The organism is Tardiphaga sp. 709, from assembly GCF_032401055.1.
Classification (GTDB): Bacteria; Pseudomonadota; Alphaproteobacteria; order Rhizobiales; family Xanthobacteraceae; genus Tardiphaga.
This window is the reverse complement of sequence record NZ_CP135529.1, coordinates 984,793-1,009,096: the sequence shown is the minus strand read 5'-3', so window position 1 is coordinate 1,009,096 and position 24,304 is coordinate 984,793. Positions and strand designations below refer to the sequence as shown.

At 61.8% G+C, this 24,304-nt stretch carries 28 protein-coding genes and 1 pseudogene; 8 read left to right on the top strand and 21 right to left on the bottom strand.

Annotated features, from left to right (window positions below):
• Positions 1–89: 89 nt before the first annotated feature.
• The 3 genes from RSO67_RS05250 to RSO67_RS05240 form a co-directional block, all read right to left on the bottom strand.
• A complete protein-coding gene (locus RSO67_RS05250) occupies positions 90–443 on the bottom strand; it encodes a hypothetical protein (RefSeq protein ID WP_315842654.1) in 354 nt (117 codons plus the stop codon).
• Between the two features lie 71 nt (positions 444–514).
• Positions 515–1,810 carry a DNA polymerase IV gene (locus RSO67_RS05245; protein WP_315842653.1) on the bottom strand — a complete coding sequence of 432 codons (1,296 nt, stop codon included), beginning with the start codon at positions 1,808–1,810 and terminating at the stop codon, positions 515–517.
• Complete coding sequence (locus RSO67_RS05240; RefSeq protein ID WP_089263750.1) at positions 1,807–2,100, bottom strand: DUF3572 domain-containing protein; 294 nt, start codon at positions 2,098–2,100, stop codon at positions 1,807–1,809. Before RSO67_RS05240 ends, RSO67_RS05245 begins: the two co-directional genes overlap by 4 nt.
• A gap of 221 nt (positions 2,101–2,321) precedes the next feature.
• Here RSO67_RS05240 and RSO67_RS05235 point away from each other — a divergent pair, with 221 nt between their 5' ends.
• Together RSO67_RS05235 and RSO67_RS05230 are read left to right on the top strand one after the other, a co-directional pair.
• Entirely contained in the window at positions 2,322–2,687 is a 366-nt protein-coding gene (locus tag RSO67_RS05235) for a response regulator (RefSeq protein WP_068732379.1), read from the top strand.
• A gap of 10 nt (positions 2,688–2,697) precedes the next feature.
• Positions 2,698–4,071: a PleD family two-component system response regulator gene (locus RSO67_RS05230; protein WP_315842652.1), complete on the top strand. Its 1,374-nt coding sequence runs from the start codon at positions 2,698–2,700 to the stop codon at positions 4,069–4,071.
• A gap of 12 nt (positions 4,072–4,083) precedes the next feature.
• Here the strand turns inward: RSO67_RS05230 and RSO67_RS05225 are convergent, their stop codons facing one another.
• The 6 genes from RSO67_RS05225 to RSO67_RS05200 form a co-directional block, all read right to left on the bottom strand.
• Positions 4,084–4,506, bottom strand: a complete 423-nt coding sequence (locus RSO67_RS05225) for a hypothetical protein (RefSeq protein ID WP_315842651.1) — start codon at positions 4,504–4,506, stop codon at positions 4,084–4,086.
• 79 nt (positions 4,507–4,585) lie between these two features.
• Positions 4,586–5,359 (bottom strand): hypothetical protein, encoded by a 774-nt coding sequence (locus RSO67_RS05220; RefSeq protein WP_315842650.1) that lies wholly within the window; start codon positions 5,357–5,359, stop codon positions 4,586–4,588.
• Between the two features lie 237 nt (positions 5,360–5,596).
• A complete protein-coding gene (gene rpmG, locus RSO67_RS05215) occupies positions 5,597–5,764 on the bottom strand; it encodes a 50S ribosomal protein L33 (RefSeq protein WP_068732385.1) in 168 nt (55 codons plus the stop codon).
• Between the two features lie 186 nt (positions 5,765–5,950).
• Positions 5,951–6,475 (bottom strand): GNAT family N-acetyltransferase, encoded by a 525-nt coding sequence (locus tag RSO67_RS05210; protein WP_315842649.1) that lies wholly within the window; start codon positions 6,473–6,475, stop codon positions 5,951–5,953.
• A 71-nt stretch (positions 6,476–6,546) separates the two neighbouring features.
• Positions 6,547–7,878 (bottom strand): LLM class flavin-dependent oxidoreductase, encoded by a 1,332-nt coding sequence (locus RSO67_RS05205; RefSeq protein WP_315842648.1) that lies wholly within the window; start codon positions 7,876–7,878, stop codon positions 6,547–6,549.
• 211 nt (positions 7,879–8,089) lie between these two features.
• Positions 8,090–9,004, bottom strand: a complete 915-nt coding sequence (locus tag RSO67_RS05200) for a LysR family transcriptional regulator (protein ID WP_315842647.1) — start codon at positions 9,002–9,004, stop codon at positions 8,090–8,092.
• A gap of 116 nt (positions 9,005–9,120) precedes the next feature.
• On the opposite strand from RSO67_RS05200, the gene RSO67_RS05195 reads away from it, so the two are divergent.
• Positions 9,121–9,858 (top strand): SDR family oxidoreductase, encoded by a 738-nt coding sequence (locus RSO67_RS05195; protein WP_315842646.1) that lies wholly within the window; start codon positions 9,121–9,123, stop codon positions 9,856–9,858.
• 51 nt (positions 9,859–9,909) lie between these two features.
• On the opposite strand, the gene RSO67_RS05190 is transcribed toward RSO67_RS05195, so the two are convergent.
• The 5 genes from RSO67_RS05190 to topA form a co-directional block, all read right to left on the bottom strand.
• Positions 9,910–10,137, bottom strand: coding sequence for a hypothetical protein (locus RSO67_RS05190; RefSeq protein ID WP_092144352.1), 228 nt, complete (start codon positions 10,135–10,137; stop codon positions 9,910–9,912).
• Positions 10,138–10,254: 117 nt separating this feature from the next.
• Positions 10,255–10,992, bottom strand: coding sequence for an NUDIX hydrolase (locus RSO67_RS05185; protein ID WP_089263756.1), 738 nt, complete (start codon positions 10,990–10,992; stop codon positions 10,255–10,257).
• A gap of 54 nt (positions 10,993–11,046) precedes the next feature.
• Positions 11,047–11,469, bottom strand: coding sequence for a DUF983 domain-containing protein (locus tag RSO67_RS05180; protein ID WP_315842645.1), 423 nt, complete (start codon positions 11,467–11,469; stop codon positions 11,047–11,049).
• Positions 11,470–11,473: 4 nt separating this feature from the next.
• Positions 11,474–13,870, bottom strand: a complete 2,397-nt coding sequence (gene rnr, locus RSO67_RS05175) for a ribonuclease R (protein ID WP_315842644.1) — start codon at positions 13,868–13,870, stop codon at positions 11,474–11,476.
• A gap of 77 nt (positions 13,871–13,947) precedes the next feature.
• Positions 13,948–16,692: a type I DNA topoisomerase gene (topA, locus tag RSO67_RS05170; protein ID WP_315842643.1), complete on the bottom strand. Its 2,745-nt coding sequence runs from the start codon at positions 16,690–16,692 to the stop codon at positions 13,948–13,950.
• Positions 16,693–16,924: 232 nt separating this feature from the next.
• Between topA and RSO67_RS05165 the strand changes: the two genes are divergently transcribed.
• On the top strand, positions 16,925–17,131 hold the full coding sequence (locus RSO67_RS05165) for a hypothetical protein (RefSeq protein ID WP_315842642.1): 207 nt from the start codon (positions 16,925–16,927) through the stop codon (positions 17,129–17,131).
• Here the strand turns inward: RSO67_RS05165 and RSO67_RS05160 are convergent.
• Complete coding sequence (locus RSO67_RS05160) at positions 17,120–17,569, bottom strand: helix-turn-helix domain-containing protein (RefSeq protein ID WP_315842641.1); 450 nt, start codon at positions 17,567–17,569, stop codon at positions 17,120–17,122. The genes RSO67_RS05165 and RSO67_RS05160 overlap by 12 nt on opposite strands.
• Positions 17,570–17,696: 127 nt before the next feature.
• Between RSO67_RS05160 and RSO67_RS05155 the strand changes: the two genes are divergently transcribed.
• Together RSO67_RS05155 and RSO67_RS05150 are read left to right on the top strand one after the other, a co-directional pair.
• The gene (locus RSO67_RS05155; RefSeq protein ID WP_315842640.1) at positions 17,697–18,470 is read left to right on the top strand and encodes a glucose 1-dehydrogenase; all 774 of its coding nucleotides are present in this window, start codon (positions 17,697–17,699) and stop codon (positions 18,468–18,470) included.
• Between the two features lie 150 nt (positions 18,471–18,620).
• Positions 18,621–18,776, top strand: coding sequence for a hypothetical protein (locus RSO67_RS05150; protein ID WP_170849816.1), 156 nt, complete (start codon positions 18,621–18,623; stop codon positions 18,774–18,776).
• Positions 18,777–18,847: 71 nt separating this feature from the next.
• On the opposite strand, the gene RSO67_RS05145 is transcribed toward RSO67_RS05150, so the two are convergent.
• The gene (locus RSO67_RS05145) at positions 18,848–19,456 is read right to left on the bottom strand and encodes an FMN-dependent NADH-azoreductase (protein ID WP_315842639.1); all 609 of its coding nucleotides are present in this window, start codon (positions 19,454–19,456) and stop codon (positions 18,848–18,850) included.
• A gap of 97 nt (positions 19,457–19,553) precedes the next feature.
• Here RSO67_RS05145 and RSO67_RS05140 point away from each other — a divergent pair, with 97 nt between their 5' ends.
• Positions 19,554–19,934, top strand: a complete 381-nt coding sequence (locus tag RSO67_RS05140) for a helix-turn-helix domain-containing protein (protein WP_315842638.1) — start codon at positions 19,554–19,556, stop codon at positions 19,932–19,934.
• A gap of 4 nt (positions 19,935–19,938) precedes the next feature.
• Here RSO67_RS05140 and dprA read toward each other — a convergent pair whose 3' ends face one another.
• Entirely contained in the window at positions 19,939–21,057 is a 1,119-nt protein-coding gene (gene dprA, locus RSO67_RS05135) for a DNA-processing protein DprA (RefSeq protein WP_315842637.1), read from the bottom strand.
• A 108-nt stretch (positions 21,058–21,165) separates the two neighbouring features.
• Between dprA and RSO67_RS05130 the strand changes: the two genes are divergently transcribed.
• Positions 21,166–21,630, top strand: coding sequence for a hypothetical protein (locus RSO67_RS05130; RefSeq protein ID WP_315842636.1), 465 nt, complete (start codon positions 21,166–21,168; stop codon positions 21,628–21,630).
• 28 nt (positions 21,631–21,658) lie between these two features.
• Here the strand turns inward: RSO67_RS05130 and RSO67_RS05125 are convergent, their stop codons facing one another.
• From RSO67_RS05125 to plsY, 4 genes and pseudogenes are all read right to left on the bottom strand, one after another.
• Positions 21,659–22,855: a carboxymuconolactone decarboxylase family protein gene (locus RSO67_RS05125; RefSeq protein ID WP_315842635.1), complete on the bottom strand. Its 1,197-nt coding sequence runs from the start codon at positions 22,853–22,855 to the stop codon at positions 21,659–21,661.
• Between the two features lie 57 nt (positions 22,856–22,912).
• Positions 22,913–23,074 (bottom strand): annotated as a pseudogene (locus RSO67_RS30425) (hypothetical protein); the annotation flags it as partial.
• Entirely contained in the window at positions 23,007–23,438 is a 432-nt protein-coding gene (locus RSO67_RS05120; RefSeq protein WP_315842634.1) for a MerR family transcriptional regulator, read from the bottom strand. The gene RSO67_RS05120 and the pseudogene RSO67_RS30425, both read right to left, overlap by 68 nt.
• 213 nt (positions 23,439–23,651) lie before the next feature.
• Positions 23,652–24,242 carry a glycerol-3-phosphate 1-O-acyltransferase PlsY gene (gene plsY / locus RSO67_RS05115; protein WP_315842633.1) on the bottom strand — a complete coding sequence of 197 codons (591 nt, stop codon included), beginning with the start codon at positions 24,240–24,242 and terminating at the stop codon, positions 23,652–23,654.
• Positions 24,243–24,304: the final 62 nt, after the last annotated feature.

Here is a 24,304-nt window from a genome sequence, read left to right as displayed (position 1 = left end):
GGTATCCTCGATCGAATCTGATGTGCCGCGAACGGCATGCGTCATCCGCGCGCCAGGAGGCACGCGGCAGTGACGGCGCTCAGCGCCGCTCAGATCGAAATGCGAGGAGGGTGGTCTGGAGGCGGGCGATTGACGCCATCAGTCAGCGCGTCGTTCAGCACCGAGTGGTACGTTCGGACGGCATGGCGAACCGTCATGGGTGGCGCCAGGGAGGGCCCTGCCTGGGCGGTCTTCAACACGCAAATCGCGAGAAGTGGACAGTCCTGGCAATCCTTACTCTTCTGCTCGGATGGGCAGCAGGGCATGTCTCCAGACATCGCCGACATGTCGGTCATCGTGGCCGACGGCCCCTTGGCAGCCGCCGGAGTCACCACCGGCGCCACCGAGAGGCCGATGGTCACGAAGATCGCTAGAAAGAATTTCAGGAGTCGACGAAGATCCATATTCGACCATCTCACGGCCACCACAGCGGGGGAAGCCCGGACCCATCACAAGTTCGCAATCCCTATGGGGATTATGTCCTTGGCTTCTCCGGCCCGTCATAGGCGATGCCGCGGATCACCGCGGCACTGCCGAACTTCTTCCTGAGGTCGTCCATTGCCCGTTCGGCATGCGATGAACGGCGGTCGAGCATGTTGTCGTCGCCGGCCTCGTTGCCGGGCTTGAGCGCGCTGACACCAGTGCCGATCAGGCGAAAGGCCGTGCCGTCGATTTCTTTCGCCAGCATCTCGCGGCTGATATCGAAGATCCGCGCCGCCATCTGCGTTGGCGACTGGATCGACTGCGAGCGGGTGCGCTGGCGGAAATCCGCGGTCTTCAGTTTCAGCGTGACCGTGGTGCCGGACAATTCGCTGCTCTTGAGACGCGATGAAACCTTTTCCGACAATCGCCACAGGATCTTTTCCAGCGTGGCGTAGTCGCGGATGTCCTCATTGAACGTCGTCTCATTGGAAATCGTCTTCGCGCCGCGATCGGCGACAACAAGGCGGTCATCGATGCCGCGGGCGAGGCGCCACAGCCTGCGGCCTTCGCCGCCGAACTGTTTCATCAGGTCGGTCTCGTCGGCCTTCTGGATATCGCTGATCTTGCGGAATCCACGCTGCGATAGCTTCTCGGCCGTCGCGGGGCCGACGCCGTAGATGAAGCTGACGGGTCTGTCGGCGAGCATGGCCACGGCGTCGTCCTGATCGAGCGTGGCGAAGCCGCGTGGCTTGTCGAGATCGCTGGCGATCTTGGCGAGAAACTTGTTCACCGACAGACCGACTGAGACCGTGATGCCGACGGTGCGCTCGATATCGGCAGCGAATTTCGCCAGCACCTTGGCCGGGATCATGCCGTGGACGCGCTGCGTGCCCGACAGGTCGAGAAAGGCTTCGTCGATCGACAATGGTTCGACCAGCGGTGTCAGCGCCTGCATGGCATGGCGGACCTCGCGGCCGACGCGGACATATTTCGCCATGTCGGGCTGCACCACGACGGCGTCGGGGCAGAGATCGAGTGCCTTGAACATGGGCATCGCCGAGCGCACGCCATAGGTGCGCGCGATGTAGCAGGCCGCGGACACCACGCCACGCTTGCCGCCGCCGATAATGACGGGCCGATCGACGATGTCGGGATTGTCGCGCTTCTCGACGGTGGCGTAGAATGCATCGCAGTCGATATGTGCGAGCGTCAGGGATGGCAGCGCGTGGTGCCGCACCAGGCGCGGCGACCCGCATGACGTGCAGCGCTTGACGCGTGCATCCAGATCGACAAGGCAATCCCGGCAGAAGCAGCGCGGTCCGCTCAGCTCTGCCGGAGAGGGGCTCACGTAAAGTCCTGCCCGCGAGGATCGAGCGCCTGCCGCGCGGCGGCGATGGTGGTGGGGTCCAGTTGCGACGACGCCGAAAACGCCTTCACGGTCTCGTCGTCGCGCAGTACGAAATCGAGCACGCTGACGAGGAACTGTGGATCCTTGGCAGCCGAGCGGAGAGTCTCCGGACCGATTCCGCTCTCGGACAGGAACAGGCCCAGCCGCTCGGGTTCCCCGGCAACGAAGGACAGCGCCTGAATCGCAACGATTTCAGCGACTTCGCTGGGGTGGCGCTGGGGTTTTTTCATCACGCGTGTTTGCCTTTCCGTAACTTATCGTCTCTATTTTAAGTCATCATGCCCGAGTCACCGGGGCGATTCCAGTTGCAGGGATACGCGCGGTACACGGGCACTTCGGCGGGGTGGCCGAAGTGAATTTGGAAGTTCGCTTCGGACATCGCAGTGCCGGTGACGCAGGGCAATCATGCTCAGCGAAACAAGAACGCTCGTGTTCTGGATTGGAGGGCGGGATGGCAAAAACCGTCCTGATCGTGGAGGACAACGAGCTCAACATGAAGCTCTTCCGTGACCTGCTGGAAGCCCATGGCTATCAGACTGTCGGCACGAGCAATGGCTATGAAGCGCTCGATCTGGTTCGTTCACTCCGTCCCGATCTCATCCTCATGGATATTCAGTTACCGCAGGTCTCCGGTCTCGAAGTAACCGGATGGATCAAGAAGGATCCTGCGATCAGCATGATCCCCGTCGTCGCCGTCACAGCCTTCGCCATGAAGGGCGACGAAGAACGTATCCGCGAAGGCGGCTGCGAAGCCTATTTGTCAAAGCCCATTTCGGTCGGAAAATTTATCGAAACCGTGCGTCGGTTCATCGGTTAGGGAGTTCCCTATGTCAGCGCGTATTCTTGTCGTCGATGACATCCCCGCCAACGTGAAGCTTCTGGAAGCCCGTCTCTCGGCGGAGTATTTCGACGTCATCACCGCGTCCAACGGCGCACAGGCGCTGGAAGTCTGCGCGCGTTCCGAATGCGACCTGATCCTGCTCGACGTCATGATGCCCGACATGGACGGCTTCGAAGTCTGTCGTCGCCTGAAAGCCAATCCGAAGACGCATTTCATTCCAGTGGTCATGGTCACCGCGCTGGATTCGCCGTCCGATCGCGTGCGCGGCCTCGAAGCCGGCGCCGATGACTTCCTCACCAAGCCCGTCGCCGATGCCGTGCTGGTAGCGCGCGTGCGCTCGCTGACGCGTCTGAAGATGATGACCGATGAGCTGCGCATGCGCGCCATCACCTCGCTGGAAATCGGCGTGCAGGCCCCCGAGCGCAGCGCCGTTTCTGATCTGGGCATCGGTGGACGCATCCTGCTGGTCGACGATCGTCCGTCATCCTATGAGCGGCTGGCGCCTGTCCTGTCGACCGAACACACTGTCGATGTCGAACCCAATCCGACCGAGGCGCTGTTTCATGCCGCCGAGGGCAATTACGATCTGCTCATTGTCTCGCTGAGCCTTGAGAATTTCGACGGGCTGCGGCTATGCAGCCAGGCGCGTTCGCTGGAGCGCACGCGGCAGATTCCGATTCTCGCCATTGCCGATGCCGACAACAATCCGCGGCTGCTGCGCGGTCTCGAGATCGGCGTCAACGACTACCTGATGCGCCCGGTGGACAAGAACGAGCTGCTGGCCCGCGCCCGCACGCAGGTGCGCCGTCGCCGTTACACCGATCATCTGCGCGACAACGTTCAGCACTCCATCGAAGCCGCGATCACCGACGGTCTGACCGGACTGCATAACCGCCGCTACATGGAAAGCCATCTGGAAACGCTGGCAGAGCAGGCCGCCACCCGCGGCAAGCCGCTGGCGCTGATGATGCTCGACATCGACTTCTTCAAGTCGATCAATGACAATCACGGCCATGATTGCGGTGACGACGTGCTGCGCGAATTCGCCGTGCGCATTCGCAAGTCGATCCGTGGCATCGATCTGGCCTGTCGCTACGGCGGTGAGGAATTCGTCATCGTCATGCCCGAGACCGACATGCACGTCGCCAGCATGGTGGCCGAGCGTCTGCGTCGTTCGATCGCCGGCGAGCCGTTCTCCATCGACAAGGGCAACAAGCGCATCGAGGTCACGATCTCGATCGGGTTGTCGACGCTGGAGAAGAAGGGCGAGCCCGTCGCCGACGTGCTCAAGCGCGCCGACGTGGCGCTGTATCGCGCCAAGCACGACGGCCGCAACCGCGTCGTTGCGGCGGCGGCGTAACCGCCGCGAGCTTCAAAGGCAGCTATAGTGAATATGCCCGTCGATATTCTCGAGGGTGTCGATGCTGCTTGCCTGCCAGATCACGCTCCATGATCGCAAGCATGGAAATGAACTGTCCCGGAATGCGATCACTTGTTTTTCGGCCAAGGGCACTGGATCTCCGAAACCTTGCGCTGTGAGGCGCGCGACCATCTCTGCTTGCTCTGAGCCGATAGGGAACTGCAAACGGATTCGATCTCTGAATTTCGTTTCGGGTTCGGAAGCTGCAGGAAAAAAGATGCCAGCCGGGATGCCCCGAATGACGGACGGTAAGGTGAACCAGACCCACGCGTCAAAGCAAACCAATAGTAAGAGGATTGTCAGAGATAGTGCCAGGATCCTCTTGTAGAGCCCGACAACGAAGTACTTCAGGAAATTCGCCATCTTCTCCACCATGACAAGTCATATCTTATCGTGGGTTGTCGGAAGGGTGAGGTGGCCTGTACTGCAGATACGACAGTTGCTTAAGCTACTATCAAAGACGCGTTCGTGCCGACGGTTGCGACCATCGCGACGGCGGCGAGATCGGGCGTGATCCCGTCTCGAAGCTCTGTGTGACCTGCCGGGCCGCACAGTAAGCGGCGCGCGTCATGCGTGCGCGCAGATACGCGTCGGCTTCTTTCGTCGGTAATTCCTTGTCGATCACAAGTTTGTCGAGTGCGCAGGCGAGGGCGTCTGCGCCCGGCTTGGTGCCGGTGGCGTCGCAGGTCCAGCCACTCAGGAATACGGCTCTGGTATCGAAGCGCGAGCTGAAGGCGAGGCACTGTTTCCAGCGGCCATCGGTCTCGACGCGCGTTTCGACGGCATGCACAGGGCCGTAGCGTGTTTCCAGATCGAAGTGAGTGTAGAGCGTCTGGAAGCGCATGTTACGCAAAAGCTTTGTGTCGCGCGGCTCGAAAGTCGGCCGGGTCTGGACGCCGCCCGGAGGCGGGAATGCGACCGCCACTGTGAGATCGATCCCGCGATGATCCAGTGCCCCGTATTGCATGATCTCGACGCGGCCAACCAAACCGCTGACGATGACATCGGAGCTGACGGGTAGGCGGCCGAAGCTGCCGTCGGTGATCCTGAAGCCCGGCTTGGTCTCAACTACCTGGACGCGATTGCTCCAGAGCCAGATCAGCCCGAAGGCGATGAGGCCGAATACAATCATTCCGAAAAAATAGAATGCGTAGCGGACGAAGACGCCCGCCAGAGACACCGCAGACGTGAACTGGCCAGCCGTCGTGTCTGTGTCGCGGAAAGACAAGGGTCGCTCCCGATGCAAATCAATTGCGTCGAATAATACCGACTTGTCGCACGAAATGACGTGAATACCGTTTCAATCGCAGGCTTCATGTCCGCCATAGTTGTGGCAGGGTAAATACGGTGCTGCGCAGATCGCTAAAATGGAAACGATTGGGCTGGGCCTCCGGGCCACAGGCTTAAAAGAAAACGGGGCCCGATAGGGCCCCATTCAAAATCCGTCAGCAGCTGTATTCAGCGCTTACTTGATCTTGGCTTCCTTGAATTCAACGTGCTTGCGCGCGACCGGATCGTACTTCTTCTTGACCATCTTGTCGGTCATGGTGCGCGAGTTCTTCTTGGCGGTGTAGTAGAAGCCGGTGTCCGCGGTGGAAACGAGCTTAACCTTGATGGTGACCGCTTTGGCCATGGCAGAACCTCTGAATGTCAGGAATCGGGTGACAGCCAGAGAACTGGCCGTGTTGGGGCGCAACCTAGCCCCGAACGCCCCAAAGTCAAGGTTTTCCGGGCGGAAAAACGGACCGAATCCGGGCCCTTAACCCGGAAAGAACCGGTTTTCAGGCTGCGGCGGGGCTGAATTGCCCGCCATTGGACATCAGAGCGTCTTGTAGAAAAAGCTGGCCGCATCCTGGGTGCTATTGTCCGGGCTGGTGGCGTAGCCAGGAACCTCGCCGAATTTGGTCCAGCCGAGCCTGGCGTAGAGCCGTTCGCCGGCGCCGCCCGTGGCGGTATCCAGTGTCAACAGCGTACGGCTGATCCGATGCGCTTCGTGTTCTGCCGCCAACAGCAGTGCCGCGCCAAGTCCCTGACGCCGGGCGCGACGATGCACCAGCATCTTGGCGATGTCGGCGCGGAAGGCTTGGTTCTCCTGCGGTGCCAGGATCAATTGCACGGTCCCGTCGATGCGATCCCCGGCCTCTGCCGTAAAGATCAATCGTTCGCCGCGGGTGTGGCTGGCAAGCGCGCCGTCCCACCACGCTTCGGCCTTCGCGCGGGTCATCGGCCAGACGAAATTGACCGAGGCACCACCTTCGACAGAATCGACGAGGAGATCGATCAGGCCATCACGTTTGGACCATGCCTCATGCGGCGTGAGGAGACGGATGACATGCGCGCTCATAGAATTGTCCGGGATGGGGATCGCAGCACAACGGGCGGGAGCAGTAGCTGATGCGATCCCTCGCAGCGGAGTCAAGTTGCAGAGGGAAAGAACCGGTTTTCCGGCCGTGGAAGGCCCAAATTCTCCCGGAGGGTGGTCCCTTCATATTCGGTACGGAAAATACCCCGTCGCTGCAGTTCCGGGATCACCCGATCAACGAACTCGTTCAGCCCCTCCGGCAGATAGGGGAACATGATGTTGAAACCGTCCGAGGCCTCGGTTTCCAGCCATTCCTGCATCTCGTCGGCGATCGTCTGGGGCGTGCCAACGAAGGCGGAGCCGCCATAGCCGCCGAGGCGCTGGGCAAGCTGGCGGACGGTCAGGTTCTCACGCTGGGCGAGGGCGATGACGCGCTCACGGCCGCTCTTGCTGGCATTGGTTTCGGGAATCTCGGGCAGCGGGCCATCGGGATCGAAGACCGCGGCATCGGTGCCGAGATTGATCGAGAGCGAGGCGATGGCGTTGGCGTAATGCACCTTGCTGTCGAGCAGCGCGCGTTTCTCCTTGGCTTGATCCACGCTGTCGCCGACCACAACGAAGGCGCCGGGCAGGATCTTGAGGTGGTCGCGGTCGCGGCCGAGCGCGGCCATGCGGCCCTTGATGTCGGCATAGAGCTTTTGTGCTTCGCCGATCGGACCACCGCCGGTGAACACGGCTTCTGCAGTTTCGGCGGCGAGCTGCTTGCCGTCTTCCGATGCGCCGGCCTGCACGATCACCGGCCAGCCCTGCACGGGCCGGGCGATATTCAGCGGGCCGCGGACCGAGAGATACGGGCCCTTGTGATCGAGCACATGCATCTTCTCGGGGTCCATGAAGATGCCGGTCTCGACATTGCGGATGAAGGCATCGTCGGCAAAGGAATCCCACAGGCCGGTGACGACGTCGTAGAACTCGCGCGCGCGCTTGTAGCGCTCGGCATGCTCCATGTGATCGTCGAGGCCGAAATTGAGCGCGGCATCGGGATTCGACGTTGTCACGATATTCCAGCCGGCGCGGCCGCCCGAGATGTGATCGAGCGAGGCAAAGCGGCGGGCGACGTGATAGGGCGCGTCAAAGGTGGTGGAGCCGGTGGCGACGAGGCCGATATTGTCGGTGACGGCGGCCAGCGCCGACAGCAGCGTGAACGGCTCGAACGACGTCACCGTGTGGCTGCGCTTCAGCGCCTCGACGGGCATGTTCAGCACTGCAAGATGATCAGCCATGAAGAAGGCGTCGAACTTGCCGGCCTCGAGCTTGCGGATCATCTGTTTCAGGAAGGGAAAGTTGAAGTTGGCGTCAGGCTGAGCGCCAGGATAGCGCCATGCGCCGGTATGGATGCTGATCGGGCGCATGAAGGCCCCGAGCTTCAACTGACGCTTCGCCATCTGGAATTCCCCGTGATGCTGGTCGGGAACAGATAGGGACGCCGACGCGCGCAGGTAGATGCTGCTCACGAGAAGATTATTGCGATTTGGAGATTATCCGCAGAACCTCATCCTGAGGAGCGGCGTCTTCGCCGCGTCTCGAAGGATGGAGACGGGCGTTCATGGTTCGAGACGGCGCTAAAGTAGCGCCTCCTCACCATGAGGACGGAGCTCATCCCTTCTTCGGATTGAGCGTCGGGTCCATCGCGAATTGCGTTTCCAGGTAGTCGATCATGGCGCGGGTCTTCTGTGGCACGAAGCGGCGCGAGGGATAGACCGCGCTGATCGGCACCGGTTTCGGCTCGAAAGCTTCGAGCAGCACAATGAGACGGCCGGTCTCGATCTCATCCGTGAAATGCCAGATCGGCACAAACCCGATACCGAGGCCCGACATCACGGCTTCGCGAATGCCTTCCGAACTCTGCGTGCGCACCGGTCCCGTGGCTTCGATGGCGATCGGACCGTCCGGACTTTCGAAGCGCCAGGTCACGCCGCCGGTGAAGCGCGTATAGGGGATGCAATCATGCCCGAAGAGATCGTTCGGATGCGCAGGCGGCGTCTTGCCGCGCAGATAGGACGGCGACGCCACCAGGATGCGGCGTGTCACGCCGATCTTCCTAGCGATCAGGTTCGGGTCGGTCACGACGCCGGAGCGGATAGCGAGATCGATGCCGTCCTCGACCAGATCGCTGAAGCCGTCACTCATCACGAGGTCGACGCTGACGTCGGGGTAGCGCGCCAGAAACCCCTTCAGATGCGGGATCACGCGCAGCCGTCCGAAGACCACGGGGAGGGCCAGTTGCAACGTGCCTGATGGTCTGGCCCGGCGTCGTCCCACCGCGCCCTCGGCCTCGGCAACGGCTTCCAGCGCCAGTTTGGCGCGCTCGTAGAAACTGCGGCCGTCATCGGTGAGCGTCAGCTTGCGCGTGGTGCGGGTGAACAATCGGGTGCCGAGATGGTCTTCCAGCGTTGCCACCTGGCGGCTGACGGTCGGCTGGCTGGAATTCTGCTCCTCAGCCACACGGGTGAATGAGCCCGCTTCGACGACGCGGATGAAAGCCTGGAAAAGGGCGACTGTATCGGTCATTCATCCAGAATACGGATAAATAATATCCGAACAAGCCCATAACCGCCAACAAGCGAATGGACGATGTTCTCCATGTCGGACGGCGATGGCGCCGCCCCAAATCAAAGGAGAGCATCATGACCCGCAAACTCGAAGGCAAAATCGCAGTCGTCACCGGTGGCAGCGCCGGCATCGGTCTGGCCGCGGCGAAGCGTTTCATCGACGAAGGCGCCACCGTGTTCATCACCGGCCGCCGTCAGGCCGAGCTCGATGCCGCTGTGAAGCAGCTCGGTCCGAAGGCCGTCGGCGTGCGGGCGGACGCGGCCAAGCTCGCCGATCTCGCGCATCTGTTCGATACGGTGAAGGCTGCCAAGGGCAAGATCGACGTGCTGTTCGCCAATGCCGGCGGCTATGAATTGAGCGCGTTCGGCCAGATCACCGAAGACGTCTATGACAAGATGTTCGACATCAATGTGAAGGGCGTCCTGTTCACGGTGCAGCAGGCACTGCCGCTGCTCTCCGACGGCGCCTCGGTGGTTCTCACCGGCTCGGTGTCGGGATCGAAGGGCATGGAGTCCTTCAGCGTCTACAACGCCACCAAGGCAGCGATCCGCTCGTTCGCGCGCAGCTGGACCTCGGACCTCAAGGCGCGCAAAATTCGCGTGAATGTCGTCAGCCCCGGACCGATCCAGACGCCTGGCCTGGACGCGTTCGCGAATGATGACGTGAAGGGCTTCCTCAAGACGCTGGTGCCACTCGGTCGCCTCGGCACCGCGGACGAAGTCGCGAAGGCGGTTCTGTTCCTGGCATCGGATGACTCCAGCTTCGTCGCCGGCGCAGAATTGTTCGTCGACGGTGGCCTCGCTCAGATCTGACGATGGGCTTGGCAGAGCAGGAAGGCGCCGCGTACGCGGCGCCTTCTCGTATCAGAAACTGTGCATGTGCGCGCTGGCGCGATACTCGCTCGCCATCAGCTCTTCGTTTTCAGCAACCTGAATCCACGAGATGGCGAGTTGTAGCAATGCACGAATTTTGCGTGGGTCAGCTTCCACGCTGGCGCGCTGGCTGAGTGCCGACGCCTTGCGACGATATTCCAGTGACGCGCGCGTGAATGTCGAAGACTCGACCTGCGGCGTCCAATTCATCTGTCCCATAACTGGGAATTCCTGTGAGCAAGACAACGGTAGCTTACCGCGCCACACCAGTTATCCCACTAAGGAAACAGTTAGAATTAGAATAGGTCGAAAAGCGAAACCCGTTACTTGATTAACTCAGCTTTCGCCGGGCAGCATATCGAGTTGCATCTTGCCGCTGTACCAATGGAAGAAGGGCAGTGGCGCGTCGTGACGCAACGGGCCGGTGGCGAGACGCTGCTGCAATTGATTGAGCACGTTCTTGGTCATCGCGTGCGCGTCGGCGAGATGTGCGGAGCCGAGTTCGACCCAGACCAGTTCCACCAGTTCGGCATCGGCATGCACGACGCCCTCGACGCGATGCGCGATCGACGATGCATCCGCTGTGAAGAAACGCGTATCGAAGCGCTTGATACGGCCGGGTGGTGTGATGGCGCGCGCAATCAGAAACAGGCCGGAGGGATCGGGCAGCAGACCTGCATCGCTAAAAGCTTCCCATACGCCGGGGAGCTTCCTGGTCGCGCCATCAACCTTGCGGCCGAGGCAGAGGCCGGTTTCTTCGCAGGCTTCGCGGATCGCGGCGACAGCGAGCGAACGCGCGCGCGACGGCGGCGTCTTCGGGCTGCCTTTCATCAGGTTGGCTTCAAGCTCCGGCGGCAAAGGTGCAGCCACCGGAATCTTGTTGTCGGTCGTATCGACACTGCCGCCGGGGAAGACGAACTTGCCGGGCATGAACACGACCTTGTCGTGACGCTTGCCGACAAGCACTTTCGGAATCGGGCCGGAGCGGTCGACCAGCATCAGAGTCGCAGCGTCGCGCGGACGCTTATAGGGATGGTGGTCGGCTTCCTTGCCGATCTCGACTGCGTCGCTCATTCCGTCTCCTGAATTTCTTCTTATTACGTGCTGTTCAAGGGGACGGAGAACGTATCAGTCAGCCGCGCCGTCGCCAAATCCATGCATGCGGAATGCCCACTGCAATCCAACCACGGCGCCCTTGACCGGTTGCAACAACAACAGCGACGCGATCAGTGTGATCGGCAGGTAGATCGCAAGTTGCAGCGCGATCGATGGCGAATAGTTGGTCTCGATCCACAATGCGATCGGCACGACGATGTGACCGACGATGACGATCACGAGATAGGCGGGAAGATCATCGGCGCGGTGCGCGGAGAAATCCTGTCCGCACTTGTCGCAGTGATCTGCGGTTTTCAGGAAGGCGCGAAACATCTTGCCTTCGCCGCAGTTCGGGCAACGGCAGGCGAAGCCGCGCTTCATCGCGGTCCACACATTGCGTTTGGCGGAGGAATCCAGCGTCGCGCTCCAGATTTTCGGTGTGGTCAATGTCATCATGACGTTACCCCTTTTTCGGCCTGCCGGGGTTACCACCGGCGCGAGCCTTGTCAGCTTTGGCCGCCTGCCGCGCATTGCGACCGGGCTTGGCCTTCTTGGGCGCCTTGAGCTTCTTCGACGATTTGAACTTCGTCGCACCAGAAGGCTTGGCACCCGGATGACGCGGCCGGTCTGCAGCGTCATTGCTGCGGGCATGTTCGCGTCGGCGGTTCCGTGGGGCGGTATTGCCCTCGGAGAGCATTTCGAACCGCAAGGCACCTGCAACGGGGGCTGCCTCGACCAGACGGACATCGACGACGTCGCCCAACCGATGCATGGCACCACTGCGTGTACCGAGGAGGGCGTGGCGAGCTTCGTCATAGTTGAAGTATTCGGTGCCCAACGTGCGGATCGGGATCAGGCCATCGGCGCCGGTCTCGGTCAATCGGACAAAGAGTCCAGCCCTGGTGACGCCGGAGATCCGGCCCCGGAAGGTGGCGCCGATCTTGTCGGCCAAAAAGTGCGCGATCAGCCGGTCGGAGGTCTCGCGCTCGGCCTTCATGGCCCGGCGTTCGGTGGCCGAAATCTGCGCCGAGATTTCGCTCAGCGTTTCCACGGTTTCGGTCTCGGGCAGTGCGCCTTCGCCGAGCCCGAGCGCACGGATCAGTGCGCGATGCACGATCAGATCTGCGTATCGTCTGATAGGTGAGGTAAAATGCGCGTAGCGGCGCAGGTTCAGACCGAAATGTCCGTAATTCTCGGCGGCATATTCCGCCTGGGCTTGCGAGCGCAAAACCACTTCATTCACCAGCGGTTCGGAATCCTGACCTTTGACCTGTGACAGCACCCGGTTGAATACCGATGGCCGCAATGCGCCCGCTTTGGCGAACGGCATGTCGAGGGTCTTGAGGAATTCCTGCAGGTTGTGAACCTTCTCCACCGAAGGCTCATCATGTACCCGATAGATAAGCGGCAGAGCCTTCTTTTCAAGCGTTTCGGCCGCGGCGACGTTGGCCAGGATCATGAACTCTTCGATGAGCTTATGCGCGTCGAGCCGCTCCGGTACGATGACGCGATCGACGGTACCGTCCTTCTTCAGCAGGATTTTTCGCTCTGGGATGTCGAGGTCCAGCGGTTCGCGTTCGTCGCGCGCGAGCTTCACCTGTGCATAGGCCGCGTAAAGCGGCTTCAGAATCGGTTCGAGCAGCGGGCCGGTAGTATCGTCGGGATGGCCGTCGATGGCGGCCTGCGCCTGCGCGTAGTTCAGCTTGGCTGCCGAACGCATCAAGATGCGATGGAACGTGTGCGACTTCTTGCGGCCGTCGACACCGATGACCATGCGTACGGCGAGCGCGCCGCGCGGCTCGCCAGGCACCAGCGAACACAGGTCGTTGGAGATGCGCTCGGGCAGCATCGGTACGACGCGGTCAGGGAAGTAGACCGAATTGCCGCGGATCAGTGCGTCACGATCGAGCGCCGAGCCCGGACGCACATAGAAAGCGACATCGGCGATGGCGACGGTGACGATATAGCCGCCTGCATTGTTCGGATCGGAATCGAGCTCCGCGTAAACGGCATCGTCGTGATCTTTCGCATCCGGCGGATCGATGGTGACCAGCGGCACGTCGCGCCAGTCTTCACGCCCTTGCAATGTCGCAGGTTTCGCGTCCTCAGCTTCCTTCAGTGCATCGCGCGAGAACGCCTGCGGGATATCGTGGGAATGGATCGCGATCAGGCTGACCGCTTTCTCGGAGGAGAGCGAACCGAGCCGTTCCTTCACCTTGCCGGAGCCGAGGCCGTAGCCGCGGGTGCGAATGAGATCGACACTGACGAGATCGCCGTCCTCGGCGCCGTTGGCGTCTGACGCGGCGATGTTGAGTTCGCGCCCGGCCTGCTTCTTGTCGACCGGGATCAATCGTCCGCCACCATTCGGCAGCGCGCGATAGATGCCGAGCAGGCGCGTGCGGGCACCTTCGAGCACCCGCACGACGCGGCCCTGATAGCTGGCTAACTCGCCATCGTTCTCGATCTTCTCGATGCGCAACAATGCGCGGTCACCAACACCTGCCGCGGTGCCGGGCAGGGGACGGCGCGGCGTGTGAATGCGAATTTTTGGTACTACGCCGTCTGCCTCGTCCCATTCGACGGGCGTGGCGATCAACTCGCCATCGGCGTCACGCGAGGTGATGTCGACCAGCACCGTCGGTGGCAGCGCTGCGGGCTCGCGCACGCTGCGGCCCTTTTTGGCGATGGTGCCCTCGTCGGCGAGTTCGCGCAGCATGCGCTTGAGCTCGACGCGGGCGGCGTTCTTCAGTCCGAATTCACGCGCGATTTCGCGGGTGCCAATCTTGCCGGGATACGCGCGAACAAACGCGACGATGGCATCCCTGGTTGGAAAGCTGCTGTCGCGTTTCTTGTTCACAATGATCCGTTCTATAGCGTTTTCGAGCGAAGTGGCTTCCGGTTCGCGTGAAGAAAACGCGTCAAAACAAAGAGACCTTACCCAGCGCTTTTCTTCGCGACCGTTTTCGCGGCCTTCTTCTTGGCAGGCGATGTCTTCGCCTTCACCGGCGCGCGCGCCTTGCTGGCGGCAGCCGTTTCAGCCTTGGGTTTAGCTGTGGCTTTCTTCGCAACAGCCTTCTTGGCCGCCGGCTTCTTCTCGGCCGCGTCGGCCTTCTTGGCGACAGCCTTCTTCGCCGGTGCTTTCTTGGCGCCGCGCTTCGGCTTGATGCCGCCCTTGGCCACGCGCTCGTCGATCAGCGCGATCGCCTCTTCGAGCGTGATCGTCTCCTGCGTCTTGTCGCTCGGGATCGTCGCATTGACGCCGCCCGCGGTGACATAGGCGCCATAACGCCCGCCCTTCACGGCAACGCCGCCGAGGGTCGGATGGTCGCCGAGCGGCTTGCCGGGATCGGCGCCGAAGCGGCGACCTGATGGGCCCTTGGCGATTTTCTCGGCGATCAGCGTGACCGCGCGATTGAGGCCGATGTCGAACACCTCGTCGCCGGCTTCCAGGCTGGCATAGGTCTTCTCGTGTTTCACGAACGGCCCGAAACGGCCGAGGCCCGCGGTGATCGGCTCGCCGGTTTCCGGGTGCTTGCCGATCTCGCGCGGCAGCGACAGGAGCTTGAGTGCCAGATCGAGTTCGACATCGCTGGGCGAGGTGTTCTTCGGAATGCCGGCACGCTTCGGCTTCTCGCCTTCTTCGTAATCCTTGGCGTCGCCGAGCTGGATGTAAGGCCCGAAACGTCCAGCCTTCACCGCGACTTCGAGACCTGACACCGGATCGGGGCCGAGCACGCGGTCGGCATTGGCGCCGCTATCGGCGGCGAGCGGACGCGTGTAGCGGCATTCCGGATAATTCGTGCAGCCGACGAAGGCGCCGAACTTGCCGGCCTTGAGGTTGAGGCGGCCGGTGCCGCAGGTCGGGCACTGGCGCGGATCGCCGCCATCTTCGCGCGGCGCGTAGATGTGCGGGCCGAGCATCTCGTCGAGCGCATCCAGCACCTGCGCGACGCGCAGATCCTTGATCTCGTTCACGGCGCCGATGAAGTCGGTCCAGAAATCCTTGAGCACCTGCTGCCAGGAGATCTCGTTATTGGATATCCTGTCGAGGTTCTCTTCCAGCGCCGCGGTGAAATCGTATTCCACATACTTGGCGAAGAAGTTTTCGAGGAAGGCGACGACGACGCGGCCCTTGTCCTCGCCGTACAGACGCTTCTTCTCGAGCCGAACGTAGCCGCGATCCTTCAGCACCTGCAGGATCGATGCATAGGTCGAGGGACGGCCGATGCCGAGCTCTTCCATGCGCTTGACCAGCGATGCTTCCGAGAAGCGCGGTGGCGGTTCGGTGAAATGCTGGGTAACCGCGAGGTTTTCTTTCTTCAGCGCTTCACCTTCGCTCATGGCGGGCAGGCGGCGTGAATCTTCATCCTCGGCGTCGTCGTCCTTGCCTTCCTGATAGACGGCAAGGAAACCATCGAACTTCACGACCTGACCGGTGGCGCGCAATTCGAGCAGGCGCGATCCTGCCTTGGCAGCGATATCGACGGTGGTGCGCTCCATCTCGGCGGATTCCATCTGGCTGGCGATGGTGCGCATCCAGATCAATTCATAAAGCCGCGACTGATCGCTATCGAGACGGCCGCGCAGGCTCGCCGGGCGACGCGACATATCGGTCGGACGGATCGCTTCGTGCGCTTCCTGCGCGTTCTTGGCCTTGCTCGTATATTGCCGCGCGGCGTCCGGCACATATTGCTTGCCGTAGTCTTCGCCGATGACAGAGCGGGCCTGCGTGATGGCGGAGGGGTCGATCTGCACGCCGTCGGTTCGCATATAGGTGATGAGACCGGTGGTTTCGCCGCCGATGTCGATGCCTTCATACAGACGCTGTGCAATGCGCATGGTGTGCGCCGGCGCGAAGCCGAGCTTGCGGCTGGCTTCCTGCTGCAGCGTCGAGGTCGTGAACGGCGCTTGCGGATTGCGGCGCGCGGGTTTTGCATCGACGGTGGAGACCGTGAAGTTTGCGGCTTCGATGGCCTTCTTGAAGTCTTCGGCTTCCGCACCGGTTCCGATATCGAGACGCTGGATCTTCTTGCCGTCAGCGCCGACCAGGCGGGCTTCGAAACTCTCGCCGCGCGGCGTCGCCAGCGTGGTCACCAGCGACCAGTATTCGCGTGGGATGAACTTCTCGATTTCCTGCTCGCGGTCGCAGACGAGGCGCAGTGCGACCGATTGCACGCGGCCCGCGGAACGGGCGCCGGGCAGCTTGCGCCACAGCACAGGAGAAAGCGTAAAGCCCACCAGATAATCGAGGGCACGGCGCGCCATATAGGCGTCGACCAGTGCGCCATCGATCTCGCGCGGGTTCTTCATCGCGTCGGTAACGGCCTGCTTGGTGATCGCGTTGAACACCACGCGCTCGATCTTCTGATCTTTCAGCGCGCGCTTCTGCTTGAGGACTTCGAGCACGTGCCAGGAGATCGCTTCGCCTTCGCGATCAGGGTCGGTCGCGAGAATGAGCTTGTCGGCGCCTTTGACCGCCTTGGCGATGTCGTTCAGCCGGCTGGCGGCCTTGGGGTCGATCTCCCAGATCATCTGGAAATTGGCGTCGGGATCGACCGATCCGTTCTTGGCGGGAAGGTCGCGGACATGGCCGAACGACGCCAGGACCTCATAGTCCTTGCCCAGATACTTGTTGATCGTCTTGGCCTTTGAAGGCGACTCGACAATGACGAGATTCATGTGATTCCAATAACTTACAGGGGGAATCCGGCTTGGGTCTGCGAGAGTCGCGCCAGCCGTTTCGCGGCGAACATGGGTGCGAAGGGGTCCCGTGTCAAATCGTGAGTTGTTGATGGCCGCGGCTGGGGGTTCCCAATCATTTACCAAGGGTTGTAAAATACAACCATTAAGGGTATGATTTGATGCTTCGTTGGTGCTGATTTCGCCCGGACTGCCCGGCTAGGGAATGCCTATGACACCGCCCATACCGGACGATCAGGCGCAGGGCGATGGCGGGCCCGAGGAGGCGGCACTCTATATAAAGAGTGCGGTCCGGGATTTGTCGCGGATGGCGCGCCGGCATCGCCACGACATGCTCGCTTACCTGCTCGATATGGCGCATCTGGAAACCGAGGAGATCCTGCGGCTGCGTGACTTGCGTAAGCCGTCAGGCCGTTGAGGGCACGATCGTGGTGTCGCCATAGCCGAGCAGCCTGCCGTCGGCCGCATGCAGTTCCAGCTTCTTGATCTGCTTGCCGGTCTTGCGATCGACCATGATGGTCGTCGGTTCGCCGGGTTTGAAAGCGTAGTCCTCTCCCCATTGACGCAGCGCCACCATGATTGGATGGACGGCCTGGCCTTTCGGGGTCAGGACATAGTCCTGATAAGCGCTGCCGTCGGCTGCCGGCTCCAGTTTCAGGATGCCGTCCTCCACGAGGGCTTTCAGCCTGACGGCGAGAATGTTCTTCGCCAGTCCGAGACTCTTCTGGAATTCGCCGAAGCGGCGCGCGCCCAGCATGGCGTCGCGGATGATCATCATTGTCCAGCAGTCGCCGATCACCTCCATGGAGCGGGCGACCGGGCAGGTGGAGTCCTTGAGACTGGTGCGTTTGGCCATGCAACTTTCCTGCGACGGAAAAAGAAAATCTTGCGATCGACTGGTCGAGTGGTTGCATTATGAAACCACTCGCTCTAAATGTCCATGTGGTTTTAAAAAGCAACCACTTGATCATCAGGAGATCACCATGCGTTTGGCGAACAAGACGGCGCTCATCACGGGCGGCAATAGCGGTATCGGACTGACCACGGCGAAGCTCTTCGTCGCTGAGGGCGCCAAGGTGGCCATCACCGGCCGCGACAAGGCCAAGCTGGACGCGGCAGTGGCCGAACTCGGCCCGAATGCGATCGGCATCGTCGCTGATGCGACTGACATCGCTGCTACAGAGAACGCCGTGACCAAAGCGGTCGAGAAATTCGGCAAGCTCGACATCGTATTCGCCAATGCCGGCATTAGCGCGCATACGCCGGTGGGCGGCACCGCGCTTGATGTATTCGAGTCCGTTTTGAAGACCAACATCACCGCCGTGTTCTTCACCGTGCAGGCGGCAGCCGCGCATCTCAACGATGGCGCGTCGATCATTCTCAACGGTTCGGTGATCTCGGTACTCGGCAATCCCGGCTATGCCGCCTATGCCGCGAGCAAGGCCGGCGTGCGCGCGATGGCCCGCGTGATGGCGTCCGAGCTGTCGCCGCGCAATATCCGCGTCAATGTCGTCTCGCCCGGCGCAACCGCGACGCCGATCTGGGACCGTGTTGCGCCGACGCCGGAAGCTTTCAACGCATTCGAGAAGCGCCTGTCGCAGACCATCCCGCTCGGGCGTTTCGGCAAGCCGGAAGAGGTCGCGAAGACGGTGCTGTTTCTGGCATCCGACGATTCATCGAACGTGCAGGGGGCGGAGATCTTTGTCGATGGCGGCGTCACGTCATCGCCAGCCGGCGCACCGGCGTTTCGTGGCTGATTGCTGATCAAACAGTACAAGAGTGCCGGCGTCTCTCGAACGCGTTCGAGGTACGTCGGTATCTCCTGAAGATAATGTTTGAATGCGCTGAACCATTGTGGCTGCCGGTCAGACATTTGAAGCGGGCTGGAGCGACGCACAGGAGGCCACATGACCAAAGTCGCGCGCATCTCCGAACCTGCGGTCATTTCTGCACGTACCGAAAGTCACCCACTCGCGACGGTCGCGCTGTTTAGCGCAATCGGCTTGTTGATCTCGTTGAGCGTTTTGTTGCTCGATAAATATGTGCCGGGTGAGTGGTTCTGAGGTCTCGCTTCCCGACGAGCAAGACCGCTTGAACCGGCAGGCCGGTTCAAGCTCGCTATGGGAGTGTTGGGTTAAGCCGCGTGCAGATCCGTCGCTGCCTGCAAGGCACCAGCAACGGCTTTCTCGCGTAGCTCCGGTCCCATCATGATGCCGTCGGCGGCGATGAATTCGAGATTGGTGACACCGATGAAGCCGAACACCCAGCGCAGATAGGTTTCGAGATGTTCGCCGGCAGCCGTCGGCATGTCCGCGCCGTAGAAGCCGCCGCGTGAAATGGCGACGATGACGCGCTTGCTGCCCGCGAGGCCTTCGGCACCCTTGTCGCCATATTTGAATGTCTTGCCGGCGACGAGGACACGGTCGATCCAGGCCTTGAGCTGGCTCGGGATGGTAAAGTTGTACATCGGTGCGCCGATCACCACGATATCGGCAGCAAGAAACTCCTCCAGCACGGCACTACCGGCGGCGAGATCGGGCTGAAGCGCCGCATCGGGCGCTGCGCCCTGCGCGACGGCGAGATGGGAGCCGGACAGATGCGCCAGCGGCGTGGTGGTGAGATCGCGATAGGTGGTCTCGAGGCCGGGATTGGCCTTCGCCAGCCGGTCGGCGATGGCGGCGGATACCTGCCGGCTGACGGAGTGGGGGCCGAGCACGCTGGAATCGATATGGAGCAGTTTCATCTGGGTTATCCCTGGTATAGGTTTGTAACTGACGCTAGATGAGTGACTGTCAAAAACTGCGCAAGAAGGCACAATTTTGAAACCCGAGCACAAAAAGGTGCCTGCTTTGCCGGCGATTCCGCATCAGGAAAGCGACTGCCGCGGCGTCGCGTCAGTGTTGGCGCGGGTCGGCGACAAATGGAGCGTGCTGGTGATCATGCTGCTCGGGGACGGCCCGCGGCGCTTCAACGAATTGAAGCGCATGATCGGCGGCATCTCGCAGCGGATGCTGACCCTCACGCTGCGCGGGCTTGAACGCGATGGGCTGGTGACGCGCACAGTGTTTCCGACCGTGCCCCCGCGTGTGGACTATGAACTCACGGATCTCGGCCGAGGCCTGAGCGATCCGGTCATGAAGCTCGGCGCATGGGCGCAGCAACATCTGTCCGATATCGACACCGCGCGGAAAAACTTCGACGGGCGCAATTCGGAGGACTGAGTCCTCAGATCATCGACACCAGCCCGCCACCGTGACGCTCGAGCCGTCCGGCAAGCTCGAGCTCCAGCAGCACGATGCGGACGGTGGCGGCCGACGTGCCGGCGAGGCGGATCAGATCGTCGATGCCGATCGGGCTTGGACTGAGCAAGGCGATGACGCGCGCGCGATCGCTGCTGTCTGGTTCATCGAATGACGTGACGTCGTCCGGTTCGCGGCTCGACAATTCGATCGGCCGCTCCATGATCGGTGCGACCGCATTGATCACATCGGAGGCTTCGGTCACGAGCGCCGCGCCCTGCTTGATGAGGTCGTTGGTGCCGGCGGCGCGGGGATCGAGCGGCGAGCCCGGCACGGCAAACACTTCGCGGCCCTGTTCGGCAGCCATCCGTGCGGTGATCAGCGAGCCCGAGCGATGCGCGGCTTCGATGACCACGACGCCGAGCGCGGCGCCGGAGATCAGACGATTGCGGCGGGGAAAATCGCGGGCGCGCGGGACATGGGCGAGCGGCATCTCCGAAATCGCGCCGCCGTTGTCCAGCAGGGCGAGCAGCAGGTCCTCGTGTTCGGGCGGATAGATCTTGTCATGACCGCCAGCCAGCACCGCGACGGTGCCTGCATTCAGGCTGGCGCGATGCGCGGCCTGATCGATGCCGCGTGCGAGCCCCGACACGATCACGAAGCCTGCGTCGCCGAGATCGCGCGCCAGTCTCTCCGCGAATTTCAGTCCTGCGCCGGACGCATTGCGCGAGCCGACGATGGCGAGCATTGGCCGCATCAGCGCATCCACCTTGCCGCGGATGCCGAGCAGCGGCGGTGCGTCGTCGATCCCCGCCAATCGCGGCGGGTAGCCGGGCTCACTGGGCGCGACGAGCGCGACACCCATCTTGCGTCCGAGGTCGAGTTCACGCTGGGCATCGTCGGTGCTGCAGATCCGGCCGGCGCGGGTCGCGCCGCCCCGGCGCGCCAGATCGGGCAGCTGCTCCAGCGCGCCGCGTGCGCTGCCGAAATGGCTGATGAGCGACCGGAAGGTGCGCGGCCCCACATTGTCGCTGCGGATCAGCCGCAGCCAGTCGAGCCGCTGGGCGTCCGTGAGCTGTCTGCTGCCCTGTGAGATGCTGTCCAAACCATGCTCCCCCGGTGGAGAGCATCCATCAACTTAAGGATGCATTCAATTGACATTCGCACTTAAGGTGCGAGAGTAGGGGTGAGCCCTGATGGCTTGTGTTCAGTGATGGCAATGCTTTGGGACGTGAACAACTTCCAGCGGATCGGCGCATCGAGCAACGCCGCCGTTGGGCGTGAGTTCGAGGAAGCGGCGCAGATCTTCTTTCATTCCGAGGGCGTGCAGCTTGCGCGCAATTTCGTCGTACCCGTCGGCCACCGGCTGCAGAAGAACAAGCGCTTCGATCTCGGCAGCGCCAGCCCGCGCATCCTGGTCGAATGCAAGTCCTACACCCGGACAGTGTCCGGCAATCGGCCGAGCGCCAAGATCCGCGGCATGAACGAAGCCATGCTGCTGTTCGGCGCGGCGCCTCGCGACTATCGGAAGATTCTGTTCGTGCTCAAACATCTTCACCCGCATTCGAAGGTGAGTCTGATCTCGCATTATATCAAGAACAACGGTCACCTGATCAGCCGCGGCATCGAGATCTGGGAGTTCGATCTCGACGCGAAGCAGGGCGCGCGGGTGTTTTAAACTGACACTGACGCCGGGTTGGTCGCGGTTAGCCTCGTTTGCCGAATTCCTCAGCCGCGATCCGGACCGCCTGCTGGACGGCGGGATAGCCGCTATAGGGGGCTAGGTTGAGCAATGTCTCCAGAATTTCGTCTCGGCTGGCTCCCACATTCAGGGCGGCATTGATGTGCACGCGAAGCGGTGTCTCGGCGGTCTTCGATCCAACGGCAGCGAGGGCTGCGCAGGCGGTTAGTTCTCGCGTCTTGGCGTCAATCCCCGTGCGCGAAAAGATCTCGCCATAGGAGTGTTCGACAATCATTCGCCCGAGGTCAGGGGCGATATCGTCAAAGCTTCGGACTACGGCGTCTCCGGATGCGCCCGAGGTCTTTCCGAGCGCCGCGCGTCCGCGCTCCAATCGCATCTGCCGGGTTTCGGCATTGGCCGGGCGGAACGATATAGGCTGGCTTACGGCGGTGTCGCCAAAGGCTTCCTTGGCAACCGCAAAGGCATTCAAGGCGCACGGAAAGCCACGATAGACGCTAACTTGCATCAAAAGTTCGATCACTTCGTCTCGCGTTATGCCCTGGGCTAGCGCGCCTTGGATGTGCCGGCGGAGGGCAGCGGCACGATTGCCGCCTGCCGCCAACATAGCAATGATCACAAGCGCCTTGGCCTTGGAATCCAGTCCCTGTCGAGAAAGTGCTTCGCCGAAAGCGAATTCGACCGAGAGCCGCGCCAGATCGGGCGAGGCTTTTTCAAACTCGCCGAAATATGCCTGCATGTCGCCGCCGGTGAGGCGGCTTGCAGCTTCGCTGCCGTTCTGCGTGCGTCCGGTTCCATCGTCCGTGGCGGGCTCGACCGGCACGAAAGCGAGCTTTCGTTCGGCGAAAATGCTGCGCAACAGCCCGACCGCATTGATGGTCGGAGGAAAACCGAGCAAGGCGACGGAGACGAACATCAGTTCGACGAGGACGCGCGGCTCGCCGCCGACATTGAGATAGCCCGCCATATGATACTTCAGTTGCGGCTGGGCACTGCCATCGGCGAGCAGCATTGCCGCCGTACAAAGTTGTCGCAGCGGAAGCGCGAGCCCGGGCCGAGACAGCACGTCGCCATACGGATACTCCACAGTGAAGCGTGCGAGATCCGCAGATACTTCCGCCAGGCTGTTGACGGGGCCGTCGAAATTCTCGCCGCCGACCTTGCGCAGTATGTCGAAGCCGCGTGCGAATCGCTCATTGCCCATTGCTGTTGTTCCTGCATCGGCTTCTTGCGCGGGAATGGCCAACGAAGCCCCCGCTGCGCCGAGCGCTGTGAGAAAGTTGCGGCGGGAGGCAATTTTGTCCGGCGGACTGTCTCCGCTGGCGGGGGCGTCCGCGTTCTCCTGCGGGACGATCTCAACCTTTAAGGGGGCGCTCGAGCGTTTCGCGGATGTGCCGTGTCTGGTGATCTGTGGCAGCGTCATTGTCCTTCTCCACCGTGTTCAGGCCGGAATAGCCGGCGATTTTGGTGTCGAGGACGGCAAGGCAGTCATGAAGTTCGGCCAGACGAGCACGGACATTGGTCCGATGCTGCTCGAGGATGAGCCGGCGGTCTTCCGTGGTTTGCGAACCTCGCTCGCGCAGCTGAGCGTATCGCAGCATGTCGCGGATCGGCATCCCGGTCGTCCTGAGGCGTCCGAGAAAGGCAATCCACACCAAGATGGAAGCGTCATATTCGCGTTGACGGGAGGCATTGCGCGGTGCGCCAGGAAGCAGCCCGATCCGCTCGTAGTAGCGGATCGTGTGTGCTGACAAGCCGGCGCGCTTTGCGAGTTCTCCGATTTTCATGTTCTGTCTTCTAGTCACGACGCTGACCTTGCTACAGGTTGGAGTGCGCTCTAAGTCAACAGCAAATACTTCTTCGCTCGGAGCTGACGAAGCGGCATTCGCATGCAGTTATCGGCTCAAAAGCCGTGATGCCGGATCGGGATCAGGCCGTGCAGGCGGCACAGCGGTGAAGGACGTCAATTGTTCGCGATCACGAAGCCCAAGCGGCCTGACTCAATTTTTCGCGCCGATCTTGCCTTCGGTGCCGTTCAGCAGTCGCTTGATGTTCTCGCGATGCATGAACCACAGCAGGAGCGTCAGTGCGGTGGCCAGCACGGCGAGTTGCGGGGCTTTTGCCCACCACAGGAAGATCGGCGTGATGGCGCTGGCGGTCAGCGCGGAGAATGACGAGTAGCGCGAGGAGAAGGCGCAGGCGAGCCAGGCGAGACAGAACACGATGGCGGCAGGCCAGTACAGGCCGAACATGATGCCGATATAGACAGCAACACCCTTGCCGCCCTTGAAGCCGAGCCAGACCGGGAACAGGTGTCCCAGGAAAGCGAAGAGACCGGCGATCATGGCCGGGACGGGACCGCCGACGCTGCCGGCGATGATCACGGCCACGGTCCCCTTGAGGGCGTCGAGCAGCAGCGTCGCCGCCGCGAGGCCCTTGCGGCCGGTGCGGAGCACATTGGTGGCGCCGATATTGCCCGAGCCGATGGTGCGGATATCCTGCGTGCCGGCGAGCTTGGTCAGCACCAGTCCGAACGGGACGGAGCCCAGGAAATAACCGAGCGCGGCAGCGAATATGTAGAGAACGATCATTGGACCTCTATTCTAAGACGCGCTTCGCACTTTCGTGCTCCCAGACGCGCTTCGCGCTTTCG

Bases quoted from the DNA above. Each gene is read 5' to 3' on its own strand.
- RSO67_RS05145 (WP_315842639.1), bottom strand. From the start codon at position 19,456: ATGAAACTGCTCCATATCGATTCCAGCGTGCTCGGCCCCCACTCCGTC.
- RSO67_RS05225 (WP_315842651.1), bottom strand. From the start codon at position 4,506: ATGGTGGAGAAGATGGCGAATTTCCTGAAGTACTTCGTTGTCGGGCTC.
- RSO67_RS05165 (WP_315842642.1), top strand. From the start codon at position 16,925: ATGACACCGCCCATACCGGACGATCAGGCGCAGGGCGATGGCGGGCCC.
- RSO67_RS05200 (WP_315842647.1), bottom strand. From the start codon at position 9,004: ATGACCGATACAGTCGCCCTTTTCCAGGCTTTCATCCGCGTCGTCGAA.
- rpmG (WP_068732385.1), bottom strand. From the start codon at position 5,764: ATGGCCAAAGCGGTCACCATCAAGGTTAAGCTCGTTTCCACCGCGGAC.
- RSO67_RS05160 (WP_315842641.1), bottom strand. From the start codon at position 17,569: ATGGCCAAACGCACCAGTCTCAAGGACTCCACCTGCCCGGTCGCCCGC.
- plsY (WP_315842633.1), bottom strand. From the start codon at position 24,242: ATGATCGTTCTCTACATATTCGCTGCCGCGCTCGGTTATTTCCTGGGC.
- RSO67_RS05130 (WP_315842636.1), top strand. From the start codon at position 21,166: ATGGCAATGCTTTGGGACGTGAACAACTTCCAGCGGATCGGCGCATCG.
- RSO67_RS05155 (WP_315842640.1), top strand. From the start codon at position 17,697: ATGCGTTTGGCGAACAAGACGGCGCTCATCACGGGCGGCAATAGCGGT.
- RSO67_RS05195 (WP_315842646.1), top strand. From the start codon at position 9,121: ATGACCCGCAAACTCGAAGGCAAAATCGCAGTCGTCACCGGTGGCAGC.
- RSO67_RS05205 (WP_315842648.1), bottom strand. From the start codon at position 7,878: ATGGCGAAGCGTCAGTTGAAGCTCGGGGCCTTCATGCGCCCGATCAGC.
- RSO67_RS05150 (WP_170849816.1), top strand. From the start codon at position 18,621: ATGACCAAAGTCGCGCGCATCTCCGAACCTGCGGTCATTTCTGCACGT.
- RSO67_RS05250 (WP_315842654.1), bottom strand. From the start codon at position 443: ATGGATCTTCGTCGACTCCTGAAATTCTTTCTAGCGATCTTCGTGACC.
- RSO67_RS05190 (WP_092144352.1), bottom strand. From the start codon at position 10,137: ATGGGACAGATGAATTGGACGCCGCAGGTCGAGTCTTCGACATTCACG.
- RSO67_RS05180 (WP_315842645.1), bottom strand. From the start codon at position 11,469: ATGATGACATTGACCACACCGAAAATCTGGAGCGCGACGCTGGATTCC.
- RSO67_RS05125 (WP_315842635.1), bottom strand. From the start codon at position 22,855: ATGGGCAATGAGCGATTCGCACGCGGCTTCGACATACTGCGCAAGGTC.
- RSO67_RS05185 (WP_089263756.1), bottom strand. From the start codon at position 10,992: ATGAGCGACGCAGTCGAGATCGGCAAGGAAGCCGACCACCATCCCTAT.
- RSO67_RS05210 (WP_315842649.1), bottom strand. From the start codon at position 6,475: ATGAGCGCGCATGTCATCCGTCTCCTCACGCCGCATGAGGCATGGTCC.
- topA (WP_315842643.1), bottom strand. From the start codon at position 16,692: ATGAATCTCGTCATTGTCGAGTCGCCTTCAAAGGCCAAGACGATCAAC.
- RSO67_RS05240 (WP_089263750.1), bottom strand. From the start codon at position 2,100: ATGAAAAAACCCCAGCGCCACCCCAGCGAAGTCGCTGAAATCGTTGCG.
- RSO67_RS05230 (WP_315842652.1), top strand. From the start codon at position 2,698: ATGTCAGCGCGTATTCTTGTCGTCGATGACATCCCCGCCAACGTGAAG.
- RSO67_RS05120 (WP_315842634.1), bottom strand. From the start codon at position 23,438: ATGAAAATCGGAGAACTCGCAAAGCGCGCCGGCTTGTCAGCACACACG.
- RSO67_RS05235 (WP_068732379.1), top strand. From the start codon at position 2,322: ATGGCAAAAACCGTCCTGATCGTGGAGGACAACGAGCTCAACATGAAG.